20 protein-coding genes and 4 pseudogenes are annotated in these 20,758 nt (G+C 71.4%); 16 read left to right on the top strand and 8 right to left on the bottom strand.

The genetic code is table 11. The features are described 5' to 3' along the window. Positions 1-44: 44 nt before the first annotated feature. A complete protein-coding gene (locus AC559T_RS00700; RefSeq protein ID WP_498867387.1) occupies positions 45-770 on the bottom strand; it encodes a hypothetical protein in 726 nt (241 codons plus the stop codon). 148 nt (positions 771-918) lie between these two features. On the opposite strand from AC559T_RS00700, the gene AC559T_RS00695 reads away from it, so the two are divergent. Then, positions 919-1,224 carry an Rv3488 family transcriptional regulator gene (locus AC559T_RS00695; protein ID WP_112105550.1) on the top strand — a complete coding sequence of 102 codons (306 nt, stop codon included), beginning with the start codon at positions 919-921 and terminating at the stop codon, positions 1,222-1,224. A 31-nt stretch (positions 1,225-1,255) separates the two neighbouring features. Here the strand turns inward: AC559T_RS00695 and AC559T_RS00690 are convergent, their stop codons facing one another. Beyond that, positions 1,256-1,732, bottom strand: a complete 477-nt coding sequence (locus AC559T_RS00690) for a DoxX family protein (RefSeq protein WP_071060992.1) — start codon at positions 1,730-1,732, stop codon at positions 1,256-1,258. Positions 1,733-1,839: 107 nt separating this feature from the next. Continuing rightward, entirely contained in the window at positions 1,840-3,105 is a 1,266-nt protein-coding gene (locus AC559T_RS00685) for an APC family permease (protein WP_368956474.1), read from the bottom strand. 290 nt (positions 3,106-3,395) lie between these two features. Here AC559T_RS00685 and AC559T_RS00680 point away from each other — a divergent pair. The 3 genes and pseudogenes from AC559T_RS00680 to AC559T_RS00670 all read left to right on the top strand — a co-directional run. Beyond that, positions 3,396-3,587 (top strand): annotated as a pseudogene (locus tag AC559T_RS00680) (IS6 family transposase); the annotation flags it as partial. A gap of 119 nt (positions 3,588-3,706) precedes the next feature. Further along, positions 3,707-4,063 (top strand): GNAT family N-acetyltransferase, encoded by a 357-nt coding sequence (locus tag AC559T_RS00675; RefSeq protein WP_498867386.1) that lies wholly within the window; start codon positions 3,707-3,709, stop codon positions 4,061-4,063. Between the two features lie 53 nt (positions 4,064-4,116). Continuing rightward, positions 4,117-4,643 (top strand): annotated as a pseudogene (locus tag AC559T_RS00670) (IS6 family transposase); the annotation flags it as partial. A 465-nt stretch (positions 4,644-5,108) separates the two neighbouring features. Here the strand turns inward: AC559T_RS00670 and AC559T_RS00665 are convergent. Then, on the bottom strand, positions 5,109-5,798 hold the full coding sequence (locus tag AC559T_RS00665; RefSeq protein WP_498867385.1) for a TetR/AcrR family transcriptional regulator: 690 nt from the start codon (positions 5,796-5,798) through the stop codon (positions 5,109-5,111). Between the two features lie 104 nt (positions 5,799-5,902). Between AC559T_RS00665 and AC559T_RS00660 the strand changes: the two genes are divergently transcribed. From AC559T_RS00660 to AC559T_RS00645, 4 genes are all read left to right on the top strand, one after another. Further along, a complete protein-coding gene (locus tag AC559T_RS00660) occupies positions 5,903-6,745 on the top strand; it encodes a sugar phosphate isomerase/epimerase family protein (RefSeq protein WP_368955970.1) in 843 nt (280 codons plus the stop codon). Beyond that, entirely contained in the window at positions 6,742-7,794 is a 1,053-nt protein-coding gene (locus AC559T_RS00655; protein WP_498867384.1) for a zinc-binding dehydrogenase, read from the top strand. The genes AC559T_RS00660 and AC559T_RS00655 overlap by 4 nt, the downstream gene beginning before the upstream one ends. A 113-nt stretch (positions 7,795-7,907) precedes the next feature. Continuing rightward, positions 7,908-8,723 carry an SDR family NAD(P)-dependent oxidoreductase gene (locus tag AC559T_RS00650; RefSeq protein WP_498867383.1) on the top strand — a complete coding sequence of 272 codons (816 nt, stop codon included), beginning with the start codon at positions 7,908-7,910 and terminating at the stop codon, positions 8,721-8,723. Between the two features lie 295 nt (positions 8,724-9,018). Beyond that, entirely contained in the window at positions 9,019-10,395 is a 1,377-nt protein-coding gene (locus tag AC559T_RS00645; RefSeq protein ID WP_498867382.1) for an NADP-dependent succinic semialdehyde dehydrogenase, read from the top strand. A gap of 80 nt (positions 10,396-10,475) precedes the next feature. Here AC559T_RS00645 and AC559T_RS00640 read toward each other — a convergent pair whose 3' ends face one another. Further along, entirely contained in the window at positions 10,476-11,408 is a 933-nt protein-coding gene (locus tag AC559T_RS00640) for an LURP-one-related family protein (protein WP_498867381.1), read from the bottom strand. A gap of 169 nt (positions 11,409-11,577) precedes the next feature. Between AC559T_RS00640 and AC559T_RS00635 the strand changes: the two genes are divergently transcribed. The 3 genes from AC559T_RS00635 (at position 11,578) to AC559T_RS00625 (ending at position 14,401) form a co-directional block, all read left to right on the top strand. After that, positions 11,578-12,717, top strand: coding sequence for a histidine kinase (locus tag AC559T_RS00635; protein ID WP_165938852.1), 1,140 nt, complete (start codon positions 11,578-11,580; stop codon positions 12,715-12,717). Beyond that, positions 12,714-13,463 (top strand): response regulator, encoded by a 750-nt coding sequence (locus AC559T_RS00630; protein ID WP_198541383.1) that lies wholly within the window; start codon positions 12,714-12,716, stop codon positions 13,461-13,463. The genes AC559T_RS00635 and AC559T_RS00630 overlap by 4 nt, the downstream gene beginning before the upstream one ends. A 122-nt stretch (positions 13,464-13,585) precedes the next feature. Then, the gene (locus AC559T_RS00625; protein ID WP_498867380.1) at positions 13,586-14,401 is read left to right on the top strand and encodes a DUF2306 domain-containing protein; all 816 of its coding nucleotides are present in this window, start codon (positions 13,586-13,588) and stop codon (positions 14,399-14,401) included. Here AC559T_RS00625 and AC559T_RS00620 read toward each other — a convergent pair. After that, entirely contained in the window at positions 14,313-15,314 is a 1,002-nt protein-coding gene (locus AC559T_RS00620; protein ID WP_498867379.1) for an AraC family transcriptional regulator, read from the bottom strand. The genes AC559T_RS00625 and AC559T_RS00620 overlap by 89 nt on opposite strands. 92 nt (positions 15,315-15,406) lie before the next feature. On the opposite strand from AC559T_RS00620, the pseudogene tnpA reads away from it, so the two are divergent. From tnpA to AC559T_RS00600, 4 genes and pseudogenes are all read left to right on the top strand, one after another. Next, positions 15,407-15,831 (top strand): annotated as a pseudogene (gene tnpA, locus AC559T_RS00615) (IS200/IS605 family transposase). Further along, positions 15,828-16,436 (top strand): RNA-guided endonuclease InsQ/TnpB family protein, encoded by a 609-nt coding sequence (locus AC559T_RS00610; protein WP_498867378.1) that lies wholly within the window; start codon positions 15,828-15,830, stop codon positions 16,434-16,436. The pseudogene tnpA and the gene AC559T_RS00610 overlap by 4 nt, the downstream one beginning before the upstream one ends. A gap of 2 nt (positions 16,437-16,438) precedes the next feature. Beyond that, a pseudogene (locus AC559T_RS00605) lies at positions 16,439-16,788 on the top strand (RNA-guided endonuclease InsQ/TnpB family protein). 311 nt (positions 16,789-17,099) lie between these two features. Continuing rightward, complete coding sequence (locus tag AC559T_RS00600; RefSeq protein WP_131628165.1) at positions 17,100-17,594, top strand: anthrone oxygenase family protein; 495 nt, start codon at positions 17,100-17,102, stop codon at positions 17,592-17,594. 82 nt (positions 17,595-17,676) lie between these two features. Here the strand turns inward: AC559T_RS00600 and AC559T_RS00595 are convergent, their stop codons facing one another. Then, positions 17,677-18,720: a pyridoxamine 5'-phosphate oxidase family protein gene (locus AC559T_RS00595; RefSeq protein ID WP_112105560.1), complete on the bottom strand. Its 1,044-nt coding sequence runs from the start codon at positions 18,718-18,720 to the stop codon at positions 17,677-17,679. An 82-nt stretch (positions 18,721-18,802) separates the two neighbouring features. Beyond that, the gene (locus AC559T_RS00590; RefSeq protein WP_241831756.1) at positions 18,803-19,174 is read right to left on the bottom strand and encodes an EthD domain-containing protein; all 372 of its coding nucleotides are present in this window, start codon (positions 19,172-19,174) and stop codon (positions 18,803-18,805) included. Positions 19,175-19,819: 645 nt separating this feature from the next. Between AC559T_RS00590 and AC559T_RS00585 the strand changes: the two genes are divergently transcribed. Further along, the gene (locus tag AC559T_RS00585; RefSeq protein ID WP_071065223.1) at positions 19,820-20,455 is read left to right on the top strand and encodes an HNH endonuclease family protein; all 636 of its coding nucleotides are present in this window, start codon (positions 19,820-19,822) and stop codon (positions 20,453-20,455) included. The last annotated feature ends 303 nt before the right edge of the window (positions 20,456-20,758 follow it).

The raw sequence follows: 20,758 nt of genomic DNA, 5'->3' as shown, positions 1-20,758 counted from the left end.
CTAGCCGACAGGCAGGAAGGCAGCCGGGGGCGGCGTGGCCGGAGTCAGAACGAATCGGCGATGTCTTCGGGCCGGCCGTTGCAACCCGTCGGGGTGTTGCCGGCGACCGATGGTCGGCGAGGCAGCTCATCGAGACGCGGGATGATCTGGGCGTATTGTGCCTGAGCCAGTTCCTCGGCCCGGTCGGCTGCATCACGGGTCGCCTCCCAGCCGACCCACTTGTCGGTGTCTTTGGGGATGGCGAACTTGGCGTACCGCTGCCTGGCTCCGCCCTGCTTCGCCGCCCGGAACCCCGGGTCGGCCAGCAGCGTGTCCACCAACTCGGCGGAGAGGCGTGCCCGCTCCTCGTCGCTGAGTCGCTCGGTGTCCTCGTCGGCGTCACGCTGCGCGGGAAACCGCGCCGAGGGGCGGCCCGTCAGTTCCTGCCATTCGAGGTACCAGGGCGCGGACTGCTCCCAGAAGCGGATCAGACCGTTCGCGGCGAACGCGACGCTGACCCGGCCGGTCTCGCCCTTGTTTTTGATCAGATGCGTAGGCGGGTCCGCTACCTCGTCCTCATCGTTGTCGGGGTCGAAGGCAACGGCCTTGAGGTACAGCACTGCGCCACCGAGCATCGCGGCGAGAGCGAGGAAGCCGGGCAGGTCCAAGGCGCCCGGCGAGATGTTCACCTCCGGGCCGAGGTCGCGTTCCGGCACCGCGGGCACCAGGGTCATGGTGTTGCGCGCCGCGAATTCAGTCACGGACGCGGCCAGTGTGGCGAGGTTGTTCACGGTGCGACCGTAATGACTGGGTGTGACAGTTCACTCACGCGCCCTGCGGGTGGCGGATGGTCGCTACTGACAACGTCTGGCTGGGCCCACCTCGGGCGTAGGGTCGGATGCCGATATCGGTTTCGTCGCTGTCGGAGGTGGGTCAGGGGTGCGGGAGTTTCAGCGGGGTGCGGTGCGGCTGCACATCCTGCACCACGCGGCCGAGGGGGAGATCCACGGCGCGTGGATGACAGAGGAGCTGGCCCGCCACGGCTACCAGATCAGCCCCGGCACGCTGTATCCGACGCTGCATCGGCTGGAAGCGGACGGGCTGCTGACCTCTGACCAGCGTGTCGTGGATGGCCGGGCCCGGCGGGTCTACCGGGCGACCGAGGTCGGGAGGCGGGCTCTCGCGGAGGACCGCAAGGCTCTGGCGGAGCTGGCCCGCGAAGTCCTCGGCGACGACACCCTGTAGGAACCGCGTTGGGAGTCTGCGGGGCGTGCGGCTAAGCCGTGGCGGTGGGGTGCAGGTGGGCGTCGAGGGAGTAGGCGCCGGCGCCGACGATGAGCAGGAAGAGGCTGCCGCACAGCTGGGCGAGGTCGGTGCGGGATTCGTGGACGAAGTCCCACCAGCCGGATGCGCCGTCGAAGAGCGGGGCGTCGCCCCACAGGATGGGCAGCTTGGTGATGAGTAGCGCACCGAGCATGTTCACGATCATCGGCAGGGTGGCGAGTCGGGTGAGCAGCCCGGCCAGGATCAGCGCACCGCAGGCGATCTCGAAGCCCCCGTCCAGGGGTGCGAAGAAGCCGGGGGCGGGGATGGCGGCCTTGTCGAACCGGCCGGCGCCGAGCTCGTCGGGGTAGAGGAACTTCTGAATGCCCTCGAAGAGGAAGACCGCGCCGACGTAGAAGCGGATGAGGATCACCGCGGCGGGCGCGGTGGTCGAGGTCAGCCGGGCCTGCCAGGTGCCGAGTTGTGTCATACGAGGTGCCCCTCTGCCATCGCAACGTATCGGATACCGATACCGTCCCGTGAGCCAGCGGGGCACCGGTGGTTGTGCGCCCGGCCCGCAGCCGTGTCGTGCAGGGGTTACGGGGCCACCATGCGGCGTATCCCGTAGGCGGCGGCGCCCACGGCCAACACCGCGACCCCGGCGATCACAGAGGCCGGAGGCAGGGCGAAAGCCAGCGTGAGGCAGCCCGCCAGCCCGAGGACAGGGATCAGGCGGTGCGGGCGGCCCTCGCCGGGGGTCAGGGTCCAGGCAGAGACGTTGGCGATGGCGTAGTAGGCCAGCACACCGAAGGAGGAGAACCCGATCGCCCCACGCACGTCCGCCGTCGCCGCGAGGACTGCCACCACGGCGCCGACGGCGAGCTCGGCCCGGTGCGGCACCCCGAACCTGGGGTGGACCGCCGCCAGGGCGTGGGGCAGATGCCGGTCCCGGGCCATCGCCAGGGTCGTGCGCGAGACGCCGAGGATGAGCGCCAGCAGCGAGCCGAGCGCGGCCACCGCCGCGCCGACGCGCACCACCGGCGCGAGCCAGCCCGCGCCCGCGGCCTGGACGGCGTCCGACAGCGGTGCGGTGGCATCGGCCAGCTGCGACGGCCCCAGCACCGCGAGAACGGCGATGGCGACGAGCACGTAGACGACCAGGGTGATGGCGAGCGCGAGCGGGATGGCCCGGGGAATGGTCCGACCCGGGTCGCGGACCTCCTCACCGAGAGTGGCGATGCGCGCGTATCCGGCGAAGGCGAAGAACAACAGACCCGCCGCCTGCAGCACCCCGCCGAAGGAGGCGTCCCCGCCGATACTCAGCCGCGCGGCATCCGCCTCACCGCAGGTGAGGACGGCGAGGACCACGCCGGCGAGAACCACCAGGACCACGGCCACGATCGCCCGGGTGAGCCAGGCGGATTTCTGCACCCCGGCGTAGTTCACTGCGGTCAGCGCGACCACGGCGGCCACCGCGACCGCGTGCGCCTGACCGGGCCACACGTACGACCCGACCGTCAGGGCCATCGCGGCGCAGGAAGCGGTCTTACCGACCACGAACCCCCACCCCGCGAGATAGCCCCAGAAGACACCAAGCCGCTCACGCCCGTAGACATAGGTCCCGCCCGAGGCCGGATACCGAGCGGCCAGCCGGGCGGAGGACGTCGCGTTGCAGTACGCGACCACGGCGGCCAGAGCCAGCCCGAGCAGCAGCCCGGAGCCAGCCGCGTGCGCCGCCGGAGCGAGCGCAACGAAGATCCCCGCACCGATCATCGACCCCAGACCGATCACCACGGCGTCGGGCACCCCGAGGCGACGCCGCAACTCGTCCGGGACGCCAGCGGCGGTCGATGCCGTGCTCACGGCTCACTCCTCGGCATGGGTGCGCTCCTTACGGAATCCGATATCGGAAGACGACACGTGACCGAGTGTGCCGCCCGACCGCATCCCAGGCCAGAGGCGCACAGATGACGATTCTCATAAATGATCAGTTGCGAGAGTGCTGCGAGACCCCCGGGTTGTGTCCGTTTTGCCCCGATGGTCGCTCGCAGAAAACCTCTCGCAACTCCAGTGTTCTGCGAGGCACTTCTGAGGGCGCTGTTGCATCGGCGATGTCTGCCTTCGCGTAGCCGCCGATCAGTCATGATCAGAGGATGCGCCGACGTCGTGTCCGTCCATCGGCTCCGGTGTCGGAGTTCGCCGGGTTCCGGTTCCCGCCGGAGGTGATCGTTCTGGCGGTGCGGTGCTACCTGCGGTACGCCCTGTCATACCGGGATGTCGAGGAACTGCTCGCTGAACGCGGCCTCGAGGTCGATCACGTCACCGTCTGTCGGTGGGTGCAGCGCCGCCCTGCTGCGGCCGCCGGACGAGAGACGATGATCGTGGCATGGTTATCCGGTCTGGCCGTCCCGGCGACGTAGACGAACTGCTGGCGTTCTGGCGGCATGCCGCCGATGGCACGAGCGTGAGCGACGACCCGATCGGGGTCGGCCGGCTGCTGGCGCATGACCCCGAGGCCGTGCTCGTCGCCGAACTGGACGAAGTCATGGTCGGCACGGTGGTGGCCGGATGGGACGGGTGGCGCGGCCATATCTATCGGCTCGCGGTCGCCCCCGACCACCGCCGGACCGGTGTGGCGCGTGCGCTGCTGGCGGCAGCCCACGAGCGTTTCGTCGCTCTCGGAGCCGTCCTGGCCGACGCGATGGTGGAAGACGACAACCTCGATGCCCACGCGACCTACGAGAAAACCGGCTACCGGAAACAGGAAGGCCGAACCCGGTGGCTCCGGGACCTCCACACCAGCACTGACCGCAGGGACTGAGCCCAGAAGATCGACAAGGCCGGGACGAATAACGTAGTTCGCGCGACTGTCGCGTGCAGCGCTTCACGCCGCTGCTCGTGGACACCGCCCGGCCTGCCGGCACCGTCCCGGGAGCAGATGGTTCGTGGACGAGACCTATGCGAAGGTCGCCGGCCGGTGGACCTACCTGTACCGTGCCGTCGACCAGCACGGTCAGGTCATCGACGTCCTTGCCGGCACTCGCCGCGACCAGGCCGCCGCTCGCCGGTTCTTCGTCCGGGCGCTGTCTCATGGCCGCCGGCCGGTCGTGGTCACCACCGACAAGGCACCTGTCTATCTGAGGCTTCTCGACGAGCTGCTCCCCGAGGCCTGTCATGTCGACGCCGCGCGGGAGAACAATCGGATCGAGGCCGATCATGGATGGCTCAAAGTCCGGCTGCGGCCGATGCGTGGGCCGAAACGGCTCCGCTCGGTCCAGACGATCAGTGGCCGCCACGCCCTGATCCAGAACATCCGCCGCGGCCATTACGAACTTGCCATCGACATCGACCCACAGCTTCGGCTGGCCGCCACGTTCACCGAGGTCGCCCGCGCCGTCTGACCGTGGGCGGCCGGGCCTCTGGCGTGCGTCGGATCCTCCGAATGCGTCAGCGCAGCCATACCTCATCTGCTCGCAGGACTACAGTCCCGTCGAAGATCCGCCAGGAATCAGTCGGCGCCCGTTCAAGGTCGTGGGGCGGCGCCCGACCCGATGGGCACACGTTGAGCACGTGGAAATTTCCATAATCATGTCGTGCATGGTTGGATTTTTCAACCATGCAGGTCGGGACGGAATTGATCAGTAACAAAAACTATCGTTGGCCGTTATTCGAGTTGGTTAAAAGCCGGTTGCTCGTTTCTGCGCGCTGCACGGGCGTGTGCGTGGCTGCGGGGATGTAGTGCGGCGCTCCGTTACGCGATTAGCACTGCGGCGAAATCCGTCAGACAGGGAACCTGCCCCGGATGTTCGGATCTGCTGGATATCGGCCGGCCTGCGCCGAACCCGGCCTGGGCCGAGTGTGACGGGTTAGAAGGCGGCGGGGCGGACGGTGCGCATGACGTCGTCGAGGATGGTGGCCAGCGGGGTGCGGCCGGCGGTGGCCATCCAGGCGCGGTTTGCCGCCTCCATGCAGGCCAGCGCGGCGCCGATGACCGCGGCTGTGCGAGCGCCGGTGGCGGGGCCGGCCCCCGGGTGGCTGTCGCCTGGGTGGCTGTCGACTACGGCGCCAGCTCCCGCGGGACTGTCGTCCGCGGGTCCGGTTCCCGGGTAGCTGAGGCGTGCGGCGATCTGGGGCGCGAGCCGGTCGTGCCATCGGCATTGTCTTTCCAGGTTGCGGGCCTGCAACCCGGGATTGCCGTCGAGCATCTGCCGCATTGAGAGGGCGCCCTGCGGGTCGCTGGTCTGGTGGGCGATCAGGGTGTCGAAGGCCCGGCGCAGCGCGGTCCAGGCGTCCTCGTTCGCGGGGCGCTGGTCCAGGGCCTCGGCCAGGGACGCGCCGAGGGCGTCGAGGTGCCCCAGGACGACGTCTTCCTTCGACCCGAAGTAGCGGAAGAAGCTGCGGCGCGACATTCCGGCGGCGGCCACGATCTCGTCGATCGTCGTGGCCTCGTAGCCGTTGCGAACGAAGAGGTCCATCGCGACGGACATCAGCTCGGTCCGCACGGCGCGCCGGGTGCGCTCGCGGAGGTCGAGCCCTGCTGACACCTCACCCGCCACAGTCGTACTATACGCCGCGCCACACCTGCCCCAGGATATCGACGGTGGCATTGAGTGTCGTTTCCGGCGTAGTGTGCCGGGTGACTGAGGGGCAGGTGCCGCGGATGACCGGTTCAGCGGAGAGCATCGGCTGGGTGATGTGGTCCGGCACGGTGGGCCTGCAGCGCCCCCTTGCGGAGCGGGTGGAGGCCGCGGTCGCCGGCGGGTTCGGCCGCATCTCGATCAGCCCGCTGGACGTGGCGCTGGCCCAGGAGGCCGGCACCGCGCCCGCCGAGCTGGGGCGGCGGCTGCGCGACCAGGGCCTCGGCATCGTGCTCGACGGGCTCATGAACTGGTATGGTGGCGAGCCGATGACGGCTTCGCGCTCCATCGCCTTCACCGCGGACGAGGTGCTGGACATGTGCGCGGCCCTGCGGCCCGCGGCGCTGACGGCGTTCGCCCGCCCGACCGGTGACCTCCCGGTCGAGGAGATCGCCACCGCGTTCGGGCAGCTGTGTGACCGCGCGGCGGAGTTCGACACCCTGATCCAGCTCGAGTTCATGGCCATGATGGCGATCAGGGACCTGCCGGCCGCGATGGCCGTCGTCGCGGCGGCGGATCGGGCCAACGGCGGCCTGGTGTTCGACACGTGGCACTTCTTCCGGGGGAACCCCGACTTCGCGGCGCTCGAGGCGCTCCCGGGCGACCGGGTCTTCGCGGTGCAGGTGTCCGACGGGCCCGCCGAGGCACCGGACGACATCGCCCGGGACACCTTCAACCGGCTGCTTCCCGGCGACGGCGGTTTCGACCTTGTCCGGCTGTTCCGCGTGCTGGACGGTATCGGCGCGCTCGGCTGGGTCGGGCCCGAGGTTCTCTCCCCGGCCACCGAGGGGATGCCCGCCGCGGAGGCCGCCGGCCTCGGCGCCGCCCGGGTGCGCGAACTGATCGACCAGGTCCGGGCGTCATGATCGCGGCGAGGTTGCACGGCCCCGGTGACCTGCGCGTCGAGGAGGTCGACGAGCCCGAGGCGGCGGCGGGCGAGGTGAAGATCGCTGTGGCCCACAACGGGCTGTGCGGCACCGACCTCACGGAGATCTTCTCCGGGCCGCGGGCCTGTACGACGGTGCCGCATCCGCTCACCGGAGGCGTGCTGCCCCAGATCGTGGGCCACGAGTTCGCCGGGGTGGTCGCGGCCGTCGGGGCGGGCGTCACCGACGTCGCCGTCGGCGAGCGGGTCAGCGTGGAGCCGCTCTACTCCTGCGGTGACTGCGACCGCTGCCAGGCCAGTCTCCCCGAACTGTGCCGGCAGGTCATGACGCACGGGATCTGCTCGAACGGCGGCGGGCTGGCCCAGTTCACGACCGTCCCGCGGGCGATGGTGCACCGCCTTCCCGCGTCGATGTCGCTGGCCGAGGGCGCGCTGGTGGAGCCGATGGCGGTCGCGTTCAACGGCGTGCTGCGCTCCGGTGCCGAGGCGGGCGGATCCGCCCTCGTGTTCGGTGCCGGGCCGATCGGGATGGGCGTGGTGTTCGGGCTGCGCGCCCTCGGGGTGACGGACATCCTGCTCGTCGAGCCGGCGCCGGCGCGGCGTGCCGCGGCGGAGCGGCTCGGTGTCGCCGACGTCCTCGACCCGAACACGACCGACGTCGCCGACGAGGTCCGGCGCCGCACCGGCGGTCGCGGCGTCGACGTGGTGCTGGACGCCGCCGGGGCGCCCGGGACGTTCGGGCTGGCCCCGGCCGTGCTGCGGGCCCGGGGGCGCTACGTCGGGATCGCGGTCGCCGAGCGGCCGGTCGAGTTCGCGCCATGGGTGCTGGCCCGGGGGGAGATCGAGCTGACCGGGTCGCTGGGCTACGGCCCCGGGGTGTTCACCCGGGTGATCGATCTGATCGCGGGCGGCGCGTACCCGACGGCGGGGTGGGTCGACCACGTCGGCCTGTCCGACCTGCACGACGCTCTACAAGATCTTCGCGACGGCCGGCGGATGAAGGTCCTCGTCGACCTGCCTGCCGGCTGACCGGCGGGCCGGGCTTCGCTCGCCATCTTGGGAACGCCTGCCATCTCGGGAGAGCCGGCCACCGCGGAACGGCGCGACGGCGGGTACCCGCACCGGACACGGAAGGGCACAGCATGGAGACCGGGCTGGACGGCCGCACGGCGGTGGTCACGGGCGGGAACGCCAACATCGGACGGGGTATCGCCCTCGCCTTCGCGGCCGAGCGGGCGAACGTCGTCATCGTCGGCCGGGATGAGGAGCAGGGCCGTCGGGTGTGCGAGCAGCTGCTGGCCGCCGGCGCGGGGAACGTGCTGTGGCAGGCCGCCGACGTCACCGACCGCGCACAGGTGGTCGCCATGGTGGCTGCCGTGCGGGAGCGGCTGGGTGGCGTCGACGTGCTGGTGAACAACGTCGGCGGCAATGTCGACCTCGACGCGTTCGCCGACTCGGACCCGGCGACGTGGGATCGGGACATCTCACTCAACATCATGAGTACCCTGAACTGCACCCATGCGGTGCTTCCCGGGATGATCGAGCGGGGGAGCGGGCGGATCATCAACATCGGCTCGACGTCGGGGATCGTCGGCGACCCGCTGCTCGCCGTCTACTCGGCGATGAAGGGCGCGGTGCACAGCTTCACCAAGGTGCTGGCCAAGGAGGTCGGCCGGCAGGGCATCACCGTCAACGCGATCGCGCCCTACGGGACCCTCCCCGAGGACATGAGCCGGGACGTCAGCTCGGGCAGCCGCTGGCATCCGGACGGGGTGTTCGCCCGGCTGGCCGCCACCCGGGGCCCGGAGCTGCACTCCGTCGGCCGGCGCACGGTGCTGGAGCGTCAGACCGCCCTGCCCGCCGAGATCGGTGCCGCCGCCGTCTACCTGGCCTCGGACGCCGCCGCGTTCGTCACCGGGCAGGTGTTGTCGGTGGACGGCGGCACCCAGATCGCCTGACACAAGTAATCGCTCACTCTGTTAAAGTCCAGCTCGTGGCGGCGGGTGCCGGGGCGGAACGGCGAAGCCCGGTCGACCGGTTGATCGGCAAATTGGTGGGCAAACCGTGCCAGGCGCCGGCACGGCGCGGCGAGATCGGGGATTATCGCGTCGATCGGTGAGTGCCGCGCCGACGGCGGAGTCGGAACGGGCCCGCGCCGACGACGGGGAGTGCCCACTCCCCACGGCGGCCGTGGCCCGCGTCTGGGCAGCCAGGCGGGCAGACCCAGCGGGCAGATCCAGCAGAGGGAGCGACATGGCGATCCAGTCGGTCAATCCGGCGACGGGCGCAGTGGTCAGGACGTTCGACGCGCTCAACGGTGACGAGATCGAACAGCGGCTGGCCCTGGCCAGCGCGACGGCCGACGTCTACCGCCGGACGACCTTCGCCGAGCGGGCCGCGCTGCTGCGGCGGGCCGCCGACATTCTCGACGCGGAACGGCACGAGATCGCCGTGACGATGACGACCGAGATGGGCAAGACGCTGCGCTCGGCCGAGGCCGAGGCGGCGAAGTGCGCGAAGGGCATGCGGTTCTACGCCGAGCACGCGGCGGCGTTCCTCGCCGACGAGACGCTGGCCGACCCGGGCTCGGTCGGCGCGAGCCGGGCGTTCGGCCGGTACCAGCCGCTCGGCGTCGTCCTCGCGGTGATGCCGTGGAACTTCCCGCTCTGGCAGGTCGTCCGGTTCGCGGCGCCGGCGCTGATGGCGGGCAACGTCGGGCTGCTCAAGCACGCTTCGAACGTCCCGCAGTGCGCGCTCTACCTGGAGGACCTGTTCCGCCGGGCCGGGTTCCCCGAAGGCGCCTTCCAGACCCTGCTGATCGGCGCCGGGCAGGTCGAGGCGGTGCTGCGCGACCCCCGCGTCGCCGCGGCGACCGTCACGGGCAGTGAACCGGCCGGCCAGGCCGTCGCGTCCGTGTGCGGGCAGGAGATCAAGAAGACCGTCCTCGAGCTCGGCGGCAGCGACCCGTTCGTCGTCATGCCCTCCGCCGACGTCGCGCGCGCCGCCGAGGTGGCGGTCACCGCCCGCTGCCAGAACAACGGGCAGTCCTGCATCGCCGCGAAGCGCTTCATCGTCCACGAGGACGTCTACGAGCAGTTCGCCGAGCTGTTCGTCGCCGGGATGGCGGCGCTGAGGGTCGGTGACCCGATGGACCCGAGCACCGACATCGGCCCGCTGGCGACCGAGGGCGGCCGGCTCGACATCGAGGAGCTCCTCGCGGACGCGGTGAAGGAGGGCGCCAGCATCCTGTGCGGCGGGACGGCGCCGTCCGGGCCGGGATACTTCTTCCCACCGACCGTCGTCGGCGACGTCACCCCGGCGATGCGCCTGCACCTCGAGGAGGCGTTCGGCCCGCTGGCCACCCTCTACCGGGTGCCGGACATCGACGCGGCGATCGAGCTGGCGAACGTGACGTCGTTCGGGCTCGGCTCCAACGCGTGGACGACCGACCCGGCCGAGCAGGAGCGGTTCATCTCCGACCTGGTCGCCGGCGCGGTCTTCCTCAACGGCATGGTCAGCTCCCATCCGGAGCTGCCGTTCGGTGGCGTCCGCCGCTCCGGCTACGGCCGTGAGCTGAGCGCGGTCGGCATCAGGGAGTTCTGCAACCTCAAGACCGTCTGGGCCGGCTGAGCGAGCGGAGCAGCGCCAGCGCGGGCACCGGTAGCCGGTGCCCGCGCCACCGGCTCAACCCAGGCCCTTCACATTCTGCTTCAGTTCGAGTCCTGCTTCAGCGCGGTGTCGATGGTCAGCGCCGAGGCCACCACGAGGCTCAGCATCGGCTGCGGCAGCGGCCGGTGCAGCTGCACCACGTAGTTGTCGGCCGTGGTGAACATCGTCCGGGCCAGGCCCTCCCAGGTCTTGGTCACCCGGGCGACCTCGGTGTCGTTCTGGTCGACGATCGAGAAGTTCCACGCCCGCCAGTTCTCGGCCTTGATCATTCCGACGTTCGTGCCGCCGGCCTCCAGCCCGAACCGGATCTTGCCGAACACGTTCTGCTGGACGATGCTGCCGACCTCCCGGCCGTCGGGCAGCGTCACGACCACCTTCGACTTGAACAGCTTCGCCGGCCTGGTCAGCACCAGCTGCGGCACACCGGCGGCGTCACGCACCTCAAGCCGGTGGGTGAGGAACTGGTCGACCGACGACACGAAGCGCACGGCCTTCTTCAACGCGTTCTGGCCGACCTCGACGACCGAGCCGATCTGGTTCCCGTTCTGGTCGAAGACGGCGTACTCGTTCGTCAACTCGATCAGCTTCGTCTTCTGGTTGACGACCAGCACCGGCTCGCTGAACAGCGAACCGCCGCCCTGCGCCGGCACGTGCACCCCGGCCTGCTCGCGGACCTGCCGCTGGACCCGGTCAGGGGTGTGGCGGGTCTGCACGGGCGGCGGCTGGTAGCCCTGCGGGCCGCCCCAGCCGCCCGGCCCCGGCCCGCTCTGAGGCGGGACCTGCTGGCCGGGCTGGCCGTACTGCTGTTGGCCGTACTGCGGCTGGCCGTGATGCGCCGGGCCGTGGTGCGCCGGGGCGGGCTGCGAGGGCGGTGCCGGCTGGGTGTGGTCGGTCCACGTGTTGCCGTCCCACCATCGAGCGCCGGGCTGTCCTGACGGGTCGTCGTACCAGCCTGGCGACACGCTCTGTGACATGTACCCACTTTGCCACTCGTCGGTCCTCCGGGTGCGGCCGGGAGAGGGCCCGGGCCGTCCCGGGACGTCGGTTGGGCGATAGCCGGTGACGGCGGTGGCATCCGGCCGTCCGGCCGGCCACGCGGCGATGACGGCCCGGCGTGATGCCCGGGTTGGTTACCGTGGCGGGGTGCGCGATCTCGTCCGTCCGCTGTGGGAGGAGCCGCGTCCGGCGCGCCCGTCGACACCGGGCCGGCGGGACTGGCCGCTGGCCGCCGCGCTCGCGGTCGCCGCGCTCACCGAGGGGTTGCTGCGGGCGGACCTTCCGTGGCGGACCTGGTCGGTGTTGCTGGCACTCGCCCTCGTCCCGACCCTGCTGTGGCGCCGGGCGAGGCCGCTGGCGGCGGTCACGATCGCCTTCGGTGCCTCGGCTGTGGCCTCGGTGCTCACCGGCGGCGGCGTCCCCCAGCTGAACAGCATGATCTTCATGCTGCTGTTGCCGTACTCGCTGCTGCGGTGGGGATCGGGCCGGGAGGCCGTGACCGGCGCGGCGGTCGTGCTCGCCGCCGCCGCCGTCTGCATGATCTCCGCCGCCACCGGTGCCGCGGACGCCGTCGGCGGCGCGGCCGTGCTGCTCGCCTCGTTCGCGCTGGGCGGGGCGTTCCGGTACCGGGCCGGGGCCCGGCTGCGCGAGCTGGAGCAGGCCAAGCTGCTCGAACGGGAGCGGCTGGCCCGGGATCTCCACGACACCGTCGCCCACCACGTCTCGGCGATCGCGATCCGGGCCCAGGCGGGCATCGCCACCGCGCCGTCGAGCCCAGCCGCCGCCGCCGAGGCACTGCGGGTGATCGAGCTCGAGGCGTCGCGCACCCTGGCCGAGATGCGGGCCATGGTCCGGGTACTGCGCCGTGACGAGCCGGCGGAACTGGCGCCGAACCCGACCGTCGCCGATCTCGAACGGCTCGCCGGCCAGGCCCGCTCCGGCCCGGCGGTGCGGGTGCGGATCGTCGGCGAGGTGGGAAATCTCCCGCCGTCGGTCGGGTCCGCGATCTACCGGCTCGCGCAGGAGTCGATCACCAACGCCCGCCGGCACGCGCGGCACGCGAACCACGTCGAGGTCGTGGTGTCCGCCGATGACGCGTGCGTGCGGCTGTCCGTGCGCGACGACGGCGACACCGCCGCCCTGCACCCGCCGCCGTCGCCGGGCTACGGGCTCACCGGGATGATCGAGCGTGCGCGCCTGCTCGGCGGCACCTGCGAGGCCGGCCCCGCCCCCGACCGGGGCTGGACGGTGACCGCCACCCTGCCCCGGGCCGGGTGGGCGACGTGAACGCCGGCCGCGACGCGGGTGGGAGCGCCGACCCGCACGCCGGTGGGAACCCCGATCCGGACATCCGGGTGGTCGTCGCCGACGACCAGGAGATCGTCCGCACCGGCCTGCGGATGATCCTCGACGCCCAGCCGGGCATCGTGGTCGTCGGCGTGGCGGCGGACGGCCGCCGGGCCGTCGAGCTCGCCCGCCGGCTGCGGCCCGACGTCTGCCTGATCGACATCCGGATGCCCGTGATGGACGGCATCCAGGCCACGCTCGCCCTTGCCGGGCCGGGGGTGGCTGATCCGCTCGCCGTCGTCGTCATCACCACCTTCGACCTCGACGAGTACGTCTACGCCGCGTTGCGGGCCGGGGCCCGCGGCTTCCTGCTCAAGGACGCCGGCCCCGATCTGCTGGCGCAGGCCGTGCACGCCGCCGCCCGCGGCGACGCCCTCATCGCGCCGAACGTCACCGCCCGGCTGCTCGCCACCTTCGCCGGGAGCGGGCCCGCACCGGTGCCGGTGCAGCCGGTCGAGGCGCTGACCGACCGCGAGGAACAGGTGCTCGCCACCGTGGCGGGCGGCCGGACGAACAGCGAGATCGCCGCCGATCTGCACATCAGCCTCAGCACGGTCAAAACCCACATCGCCAGCCTCATGGCGAAGCTCGGCGCCCGCAACCGCGTCGAGATCGCCCTCTGGGCCTACCAGACCGGACGGGTCGACGTCCGCCGGTCGGGGGCGGGCGGCGCGGGCGGGTGGTAACGGCATCTGTCCGGCCGGCGTCCGTCGGCCGGAAGTAGGACCCGGAGCTCGCCCGATCGGCCAGGGTGGCTCCGGCCTCCACGCTGATGAGAGCACCACCCCGTCGGCCCCATGATCGTCTCGTGACCGATGAGAACGGGACCGCGCTCAGGTCTCCTTCCGGCCTCGTGGGTTCGCCCGGTGCTGTGGGCTCACCCGGAGCCGCGGGCCTGCCTGGCCGGCGCGCGGTCGCCGGGTCGTCCGCCGCAGTCTCGTCGGGGCGGGCCTCGTGGCTGGTGCCTGCCGGGCTGCTCCTGCTCAGCGCCGTGCCGGTCGCGGCCGGCGCGCTGCGGGTGGGTGAGCTGGCCGGCGGCGCGCGGGCCACGGCGGAGAACGCGCGCTTCGTCGCCCAGCCCGTGCCCGTGGTGGTGCACATCATCGGGGCCAGCCTGTACAGCGTGCTGGGTGCCTTCCAGTTCTCGCCGGGCCTGCGTCGGTGCGCACCTCGCTGGCACCGCGCCACCGGGCGGCTCCTGATCCCCTGCGGGCTCGCCGTGGCGTTCACCGGCGTGTGGATGACGCTCTTCTACGACCTGCCGCCGGCCGACGGCGTGGTTCTCGCCGGCCTGCGGATCATCGTCGGCACGGTGATGGGAAGTGCCGTCATCCTGGGCGTCGTCGCCGTGCGGCGGGGTGACGTCGCCCGGCACCGGGCCTGGATGATCCGGGCCTACGCCCTCGCGCTGGGGGCGGGGACCCAGCTGTTCACCCACCTGCCCTACGAGATCGCCGTCGGGAAACCGGGCGAGGCCAGCCGGGCGGTGCTCATGGCCGCCGGCTGGCTCATCAACGTCGTCGTCGCCGAACGGATCATCCGGGCGCGTCCGCCGGGCGGTCGTCGGACGGCGGCTGGTCCGCCCGGTCGCCGTGGGCGCGGGCGCGGTACTGCTGCGGACTGACGCCGTACCGGCGGCGGAACGCCGTGCTGAGGGCGAACGGGCTGCCGTAGCCGACCTGGCGGGCCACCGCGCCGACCGTGGCCGCCGGCTCCTGGAGCAGGTCGGCGGCCAGGGTGAGACGCCAGCCGGTCAGGAACGCGATGGGCGGCTCGCCGACCAGGCTGGCGAACCGGCGCGCGAACGAGGCGCGGGAGACGCCCGTGGCCGCGGCGAGGGCGGCGATCGTCCAGGGGCGCTCGGGATGGTTGTGCAGCAGCCGCAGCGCGTGGCCGACGACGGGGTCGCCGTTGGCCCGCCACCAGGGCGGCGCGTCGGTGTCGGGGCGGGCGAACCAGGCCCGCAGCGCGGTGACGAGCAGCAGGTCCAGAAGCCGGTCTAGGACGGCGGCCTGGCCCGGGTCGTCCCGGCCGATCTCCTGGGCCAGCATGGGTACCAGCGGGCAGTCCCAGTCGTCCGCGCGGATGACGGCCAGCGCGGGCAGCGCGTCGAGCAGCCGGCGGCTGACCTCGCTGTGCTGCTGGTACGTGCCGGTGAGCATCGTCGTCGGCGGGGCCGTCGCGCCGTCGCGCTGGTTGCCCCAGGTGCGCACGCCGAGATCCATCTGCGCGGCGAGGCTTGCACCCGACAGCGTGGTGCAGACCTGCCCGGGATGGATCACGATCCGCGGCGGGGTAGCCGGGTCGTCGGCGACGACGTACGGGTCGGGCCCGCGGGCGACGGCCACGTCGCCCGCGCGCAGCCGCACCGCGGGGGTGTCCCGGGGGAGCACCCAAACCTCGCCGTGCACGACCGCGACGACGGTCAGCGGCGCCTGGTCCCTGATGAGCATCGACCAGGGCGGGGACATGACCGAGCGGATCGCGAACGCCCCCCGCGCCCGCGGCCCGTCCAGCATTCCGGCCAGGACGTCCATCAAGATTTCCCGAGGGGGCTGGCGTCTTCAGTCGTGAGGGGAATCGGGTACGGACCGTGACCGTTGGTGTGCGTCGCCGGTATGTCCGGATCATGGTTCGGCGGGGGGTGGTGGGTGCGGGTGGTGTCTACGACCTTGGGTATCGCAGGGTGTGGTGCTCGAAGTTCCGCTGCCCTGTGCTCGCTGGTCCTGTCGGTGACCGTTGTGGCGAGCTGGTCCGGGAGAAGTGCGCCGGGTATGAGTGGATGGTCGTTGCGTGGGAGGTCACGCCGGACCCTGTGGATCTGTTCGTGAAGGTTCACCTGAGGCACTTCCCGTCGTGTGTCGCCGACCAGCTCGCGGGGTTGACGTCCCGGGTGCTGCGTGAGGGGTTCGGGTATCTGCGGTTCTGGTTGCCGGCGCTGTGTGGTCGCGGTTGTACGTCGCCGCCACCGTCGGCGCGGTTTCGCCCGAGACTGTCCGCCGGTACGTTGACACCCGGTACGAGTGGCCGTGGCGTGTGGAGCGGGCCCGGTGAGGCGGGCGTTCAAGTTCCTGCTCCGCCCGACGGCGCGGCAGGCCACCGCGCTGACGGCGATGCTCGATGATCATCGGGCGCTCTACAACGCCGCGTTGCAGGAACGACGCGACGCCTACCGGCATCGGTCGAGGGTGACGGTTCGCTACGGCGACCAGTCCGCCCAGCTCAGGGAGATCCGCGCCTACGATCCGGATCAGGGGCGCTGGTCGTTCTCCTCCCAGCAGGCCACCCTGCGTCGCCTCGACAGGGCGTTCGCCGGTTTCTTCCGCCGTGTCGGGGCAGGCCAGAGCCCTGGCTATCCGCGGTTCAGGGGCGCGGGCTGGTCCGACACGGTCGAGTGGCCGAGGGACGGGGACGGCTGCCGCTGGAACTCCCAGCCTGGGCATCCCACCCAGGTCCGGGTTCGGTTTCAGGGCGTTGGCCACGTCAAGGTTCACCAGCATCGGCCGGTGGCGGGCACGGTCAGGACGGTCTCGGTGAAGCGGGAAGGCCGCCGCTGGTATGTGGTCCTCTCCTGCGACGACGTGCCCGCGCAGCCGCTGCCGGCCACCGGGGTGGTGGTGGGGGTGGATATGGGGGTGTGGAAGCGCTGCGGATCGTGAACATGACCCGCCGGGCCCCACCGAGACCCGATCCGGACCGGCCCGGGGTGTTCCTGGCGAACGGGCAGGCGGCGAAGTCCGGGCTGAACAGGAGTGTTCTCGACGCGGGGTGGGGGGTGTTCCTCACTGTGCTGCGCGCCAAGGCTGAAAGCGCCGGACGGGTGGTCGTCGAGGTCAACCCTGCCAACACCTCCCGCACGTGTGTGGTCTGCGGGCACTGCCACGCCGACAACCGAGGACACAGGCCGCGTTCACCTGCGTCGCCTGCGGGCATGCCGCGCACGCCGACGTGAACGCGGCGGTCAACATTCTTCGGGTCGGGCTGGCCCGTCAGGGCGCGGAAGCGGCCTGAGAAGCCGACGGCTCCAACCGTCGGAGGAGTCACGGGCCGGAATGATAGTGATCAGATGGTCGCGGGTGGCCGGGTCGGACGATCCGGGCGGTCGTGCGCGGGATCCGGGCCGTGGACGGGTCGTGGACGGGTCGCGGTGGACGTCCGCGTATGGATCCGAGATTCTGGGCGATGGGCCGTCTCGGCCGGGCGGGCTTGACTGATCACATGACGACACACCTGACGACCCACCCGGCGACACCCGTGACGACGACCGTGATCAGCGGGGCGTGCCCGGCGCGCGGCGCGGCGGACCGTGGCCGGGTGACCCGATGACGGAGCGGGTGCTGGCCCCGCTCACTGTCGTCTCGGCGGTCGGCTCGGGCATCGTGGGCGGCGTCTTCTTCGCCTTCTCCGTGTTCGTGATGCGGGCGCTCGACGGGTTGCCGCCCGCCCAGGGCCTGCAGGCGATGCAGGGCATCAACAGGTGGGCGCCCACCGGCTGGTTCATGACGGCCCTGCTGGGCACGGCGCTGACCTGCGCCGTCCTCGGCGTCTCGGCGGCGCTGGACCTCGACCGGCCGGGCGCCGCACTGCGCCTCGTCGGCAGCGTGCTGTACCTCGTCGCGATCGTGGTGACGATCTTTTACCACGTTCCGCGCAACGACGCGCTGGCCGGGGTGTCGCCGGACGGCGTCGACGCGGCGCGGCGGTGGGCGGAGTACCTGCCCGGCTGGACCGCCTGGAACCACGTCCGGACGATCACCTCGATCGCGGCGGCGGCGACGCTCACCGTCGCCGCCCGCGTCGTCGAGCAGGCGAGGTGAGACCGGCCCACCGGGCCGGCCGCTGCCAAGGACGAGAGCCGGCCCGCGGCCCGGCGTACCGCCCGCGGGCGCGGCGGGTGGGTCAGGTCCTCCGGTTCCCGTGCTCCTCGGTGATGCCGGTGATCGGTGCGTCGCTGGCGATGCGCGCCCGGCGGATCAACGCGATGCGGGTCCGTGGCGGGGGGTCCGCCGGGATGACCGGGAGGGACTGGCCGCGCCGCTCAGCCTCGTACTCGAGCCGTGCCCTCGCCTTGGCGAGGGTGTCCTCGCTCGGCTGGAGAACCTGCTTCGTGTCGAGTGTCGCCGGGTGCTGGGGGAGCGAGCGCTCGACGCGGAACAGGACGCGGTCGCCGCCGTCCGCTCCGGCGTCGCCGACGAAGGTACGGAAACCCGCGAAGGTGAGCGACGCCCTGCCCCGCAGCCGCCAGGGGGTGCCCGTGGGCACCGCCAGCCGGAAGCCCTCGGCTGTCAGCTCGAAGGAGGTCGCCCGCATCGGAAGCGGAAAGCCGTCCTCGTCGAGCACCGACAGATGCGCCGGAGTGCCGCCCTCCACGGCCTCCCTGGCCACGTCCTGCCAGGGACGGACCGGCCAGGCCGACCGCTTCATCCTGCGGGCGGGCGAGGGGTCGGATGTCGGGTAGACCGTGTCGGGCGCCGCGGACCACACCTGCGGTGGGTCGTCGAGGGCCGCGTGGCTGTCCCACCAGTACACCCGTTCGGGCTTGTTCTCGATGATGATCCGAGACCAGTAGGTGACGGCCTTGCGCGCCTCCTCCCACGTGATGCCGTGGCTGATCCCCTCGTAGCCGGTCTCGGCGAGATAGCGGATGGCGTTGGCCTGGATGTCGCTGTCGCGCACCGCACCGTGGGCGCGAATGACCACGACCGGTTCCTCGGGGCGGCCCTCGATCAGGAGCCCGACCTTCGAGGTGCGCCGCACCCGCTCGGCCTTGGCCGGATTGGGCAGGCCCGTTGCCAGGTCGATCGTCGACATGTCGTCGGCCGGAAAATAGTAGGTGGGCGTGTCGATCGGAATGCCGGCCGCGGACACCGTCGAGAACTCGGCCACCACCCCCGACTCTATGAGGCTGAAGACCCGGGCCGGGAGATCATGAAGGTCACTCATCTGGCTAACCGCTTCCTGTCGGGTCCGGACCGGACCTGATGGTCAAAGCCGCCGGGAGGTCCCTGCCGTTCCTCGGGGGCGCTCACCCGCGGACGACCGGAACCCAGTCGTAGGTCTCCCCGTCGGGACCCATCGGCGAATCGTGTTCCTCCACGATGCAGATCGGGTTGGCGTGCGTGGCGAACAGCTTCTTCTCGTCCTCCAGCGTGTGTGGCAGCCGCTCGGGGTCCCTGATGAGACGCTGCGAGTTCTCGAAGTCCTCGCGGCTGTTCCACCAGATCTCCATGATGCAGTCGTAACCGCTGTCATGGATTTCTCCGGTCACCGGGTTCTCGACGGGAGTCAGGTAACGTCGCACGTACCGGACCGCGTTCGGTATGGCCGGCTTCCCGATCTTCTTCGCCAGCTGTGTGTGCTGGTTCTCGTAGTAGTCCAGGAACTCTTCCGTTGTCATGTCCGGGCGCTTCTTGAAGAAGCAGACCTGCTTGAACACGCGGCACGGCCCCTCTCAAAAATTCGGCCGGGCCCAGCTCGGCTGTGCCTACGGCCGACAGTCGGTTGAGCTTCTGCGTTCCCCAGTTTCCGGCCAGCAACATAGCAAATCGGCGGGTGACGCGGTAGGCATTCGCGCGGGCGCCCGCGAGCTCGGGCGGATGCCTCACGGTCGTGCGCCCCGGAATCACCGCGGGCCGGCGGGACGTGTCACCTCGCACAGGCGGCTCCGGTGGCCGGTCGTGCCGGGGCGCCGGCCCCGCTCTCCGCGGCCCGACGGCCCGGCCGACGTGGCTCGTCCGTGACCATCGGTGACCGGCCCTACCAGGCGGCGGCCACCGTGCCGGGCATCGCTCCGGCGTGATTCCGCGCGGAGCCGCGTGGGTGACCGGGCCACCGGTCCGGCGTTGCGTCCAAGGTTCACCGCAATTTCGAATGAATGACACAGATCTTTTTGGCGGGCCGGTGGCCGTCCCCGAAGGTTCACCGTCGATTCGTGTATCTGCTCCTGTTTCCGGTACGGGCTGTTGCCATTCTCCGGTGAGTTTCGCCGTTCACTGAGTCTGCGGTCCGGCAGGCCACGGTGAAACTGGTCAGGAGTACCCCTGTGGCCTCCCGCCTCCTGAAAGTGGCCGCCGTGGCCGTGGCCGCGATTGTCGCGTGTGTGCTGTTCGCGGCCGCGCCTGCCGGGGCAACGCCCCCGAACATTCCCTCGGCGAGCACGGCCCTGACCAGGCTGAATTCGCTGACGGTAGCGGCGGAATCGCATGCGTCGACCTATGACCGCGACCTTTTCCCGCACTGGATCACCGTGAGTGGCGCCTGTAACACCCGGGAACAGGTCCTCAAGCGCGACGGTACCGGCGTGGTCGTGAACAGCAGCTGCGCCGCGACCTCCGGATCGTGGTACAGCCCGTACGACGGTGCCACGTGGACGGCCGCGGCCGACGTGGACATCGACCACATGGTCCCGCTGGCGGAGGCCTGGGCCTCCGGCGCCTGGGCGTGGACCACCACGCAGCGCCAGACCTACGCGAACGACCTCGGCGGGCCCGAGCTGTGGGCCGTCACGGACAACGTCAACCAGTCCAAGGGCGACAAGGACCCCGCGGAATGGCAGCCGTCGCTGTCGTCCTTCCGCTGCACCTACGCGCGGGCCTGGGTTCAGGTGAAGTACTACTACAACCTGACCGTGGACAGCACTGAGAAGTCGGCCCTGAACACCATGCTGGGTACCTGCTGACGGCTCTGACGGGACATCGCCGCCACGACCGGGCCGCCCGCGGCCGGTAGCAGGAGGCGATCCGGCGGATGCGTCCGGCCGGGGAAGCCGGGCTGGGAAAGCCCGGCTGGAAAGGCCTGGCCGGTGACACGACGGTGGGTGGGTCCGCAGGTTGCACCGCGGGCCCACCCACCGGTGGTTCAGCTCAGCTCACCGGGTGGCCCGGCTCGCCGGGTGGATCAGAAGCCCATGCCCCCCATGCCGCCCATGGCGGCCGCGTCGGCACCGCCGCCGGCGCCCGCGGGCTCCGGCTTGTCCGCGACG

Source organism: Frankia sp. Hr75.2, from assembly GCF_949319125.1.
GTDB lineage: Bacteria > Actinomycetota > Actinomycetes > Frankiales > Frankiaceae > Parafrankia > Parafrankia soli.
The sequence above is the reverse complement of the archived record's forward strand: the minus strand, read 5'-3'. Positions and strand labels throughout refer to the sequence as shown.

What these genes read in the sequence shown, in the direction of transcription:
- AC559T_RS00690 (WP_071060992.1), bottom strand. Translation starts at nt 1,732, where the DNA reads ATGACACAACTCGGCACCTGGCAGGCCCGGCTGACCTCGACCACCGCG.
- AC559T_RS00660 (WP_368955970.1), top strand. Translation starts at nt 5,903, where the DNA reads ATGACCGGTTCAGCGGAGAGCATCGGCTGGGTGATGTGGTCCGGCACG.
- AC559T_RS00655 (WP_498867384.1), top strand. Translation starts at nt 6,742, where the DNA reads ATGATCGCGGCGAGGTTGCACGGCCCCGGTGACCTGCGCGTCGAGGAG.
- AC559T_RS00650 (WP_498867383.1), top strand. Translation starts at nt 7,908, where the DNA reads ATGGAGACCGGGCTGGACGGCCGCACGGCGGTGGTCACGGGCGGGAAC.
- AC559T_RS00645 (WP_498867382.1), top strand. Translation starts at nt 9,019, where the DNA reads ATGGCGATCCAGTCGGTCAATCCGGCGACGGGCGCAGTGGTCAGGACG.
- AC559T_RS00640 (WP_498867381.1), bottom strand. Translation starts at nt 11,408, where the DNA reads ATGTCACAGAGCGTGTCGCCAGGCTGGTACGACGACCCGTCAGGACAG.
- AC559T_RS00620 (WP_498867379.1), bottom strand. Translation starts at nt 15,314, where the DNA reads ATGGACGTCCTGGCCGGAATGCTGGACGGGCCGCGGGCGCGGGGGGCG.
- AC559T_RS00600 (WP_131628165.1), top strand. Translation starts at nt 17,100, where the DNA reads ATGACGGAGCGGGTGCTGGCCCCGCTCACTGTCGTCTCGGCGGTCGGC.
- AC559T_RS00595 (WP_112105560.1), bottom strand. Translation starts at nt 18,720, where the DNA reads ATGAGTGACCTTCATGATCTCCCGGCCCGGGTCTTCAGCCTCATAGAG.
- AC559T_RS00590 (WP_241831756.1), bottom strand. Translation starts at nt 19,174, where the DNA reads ATGACAACGGAAGAGTTCCTGGACTACTACGAGAACCAGCACACACAG.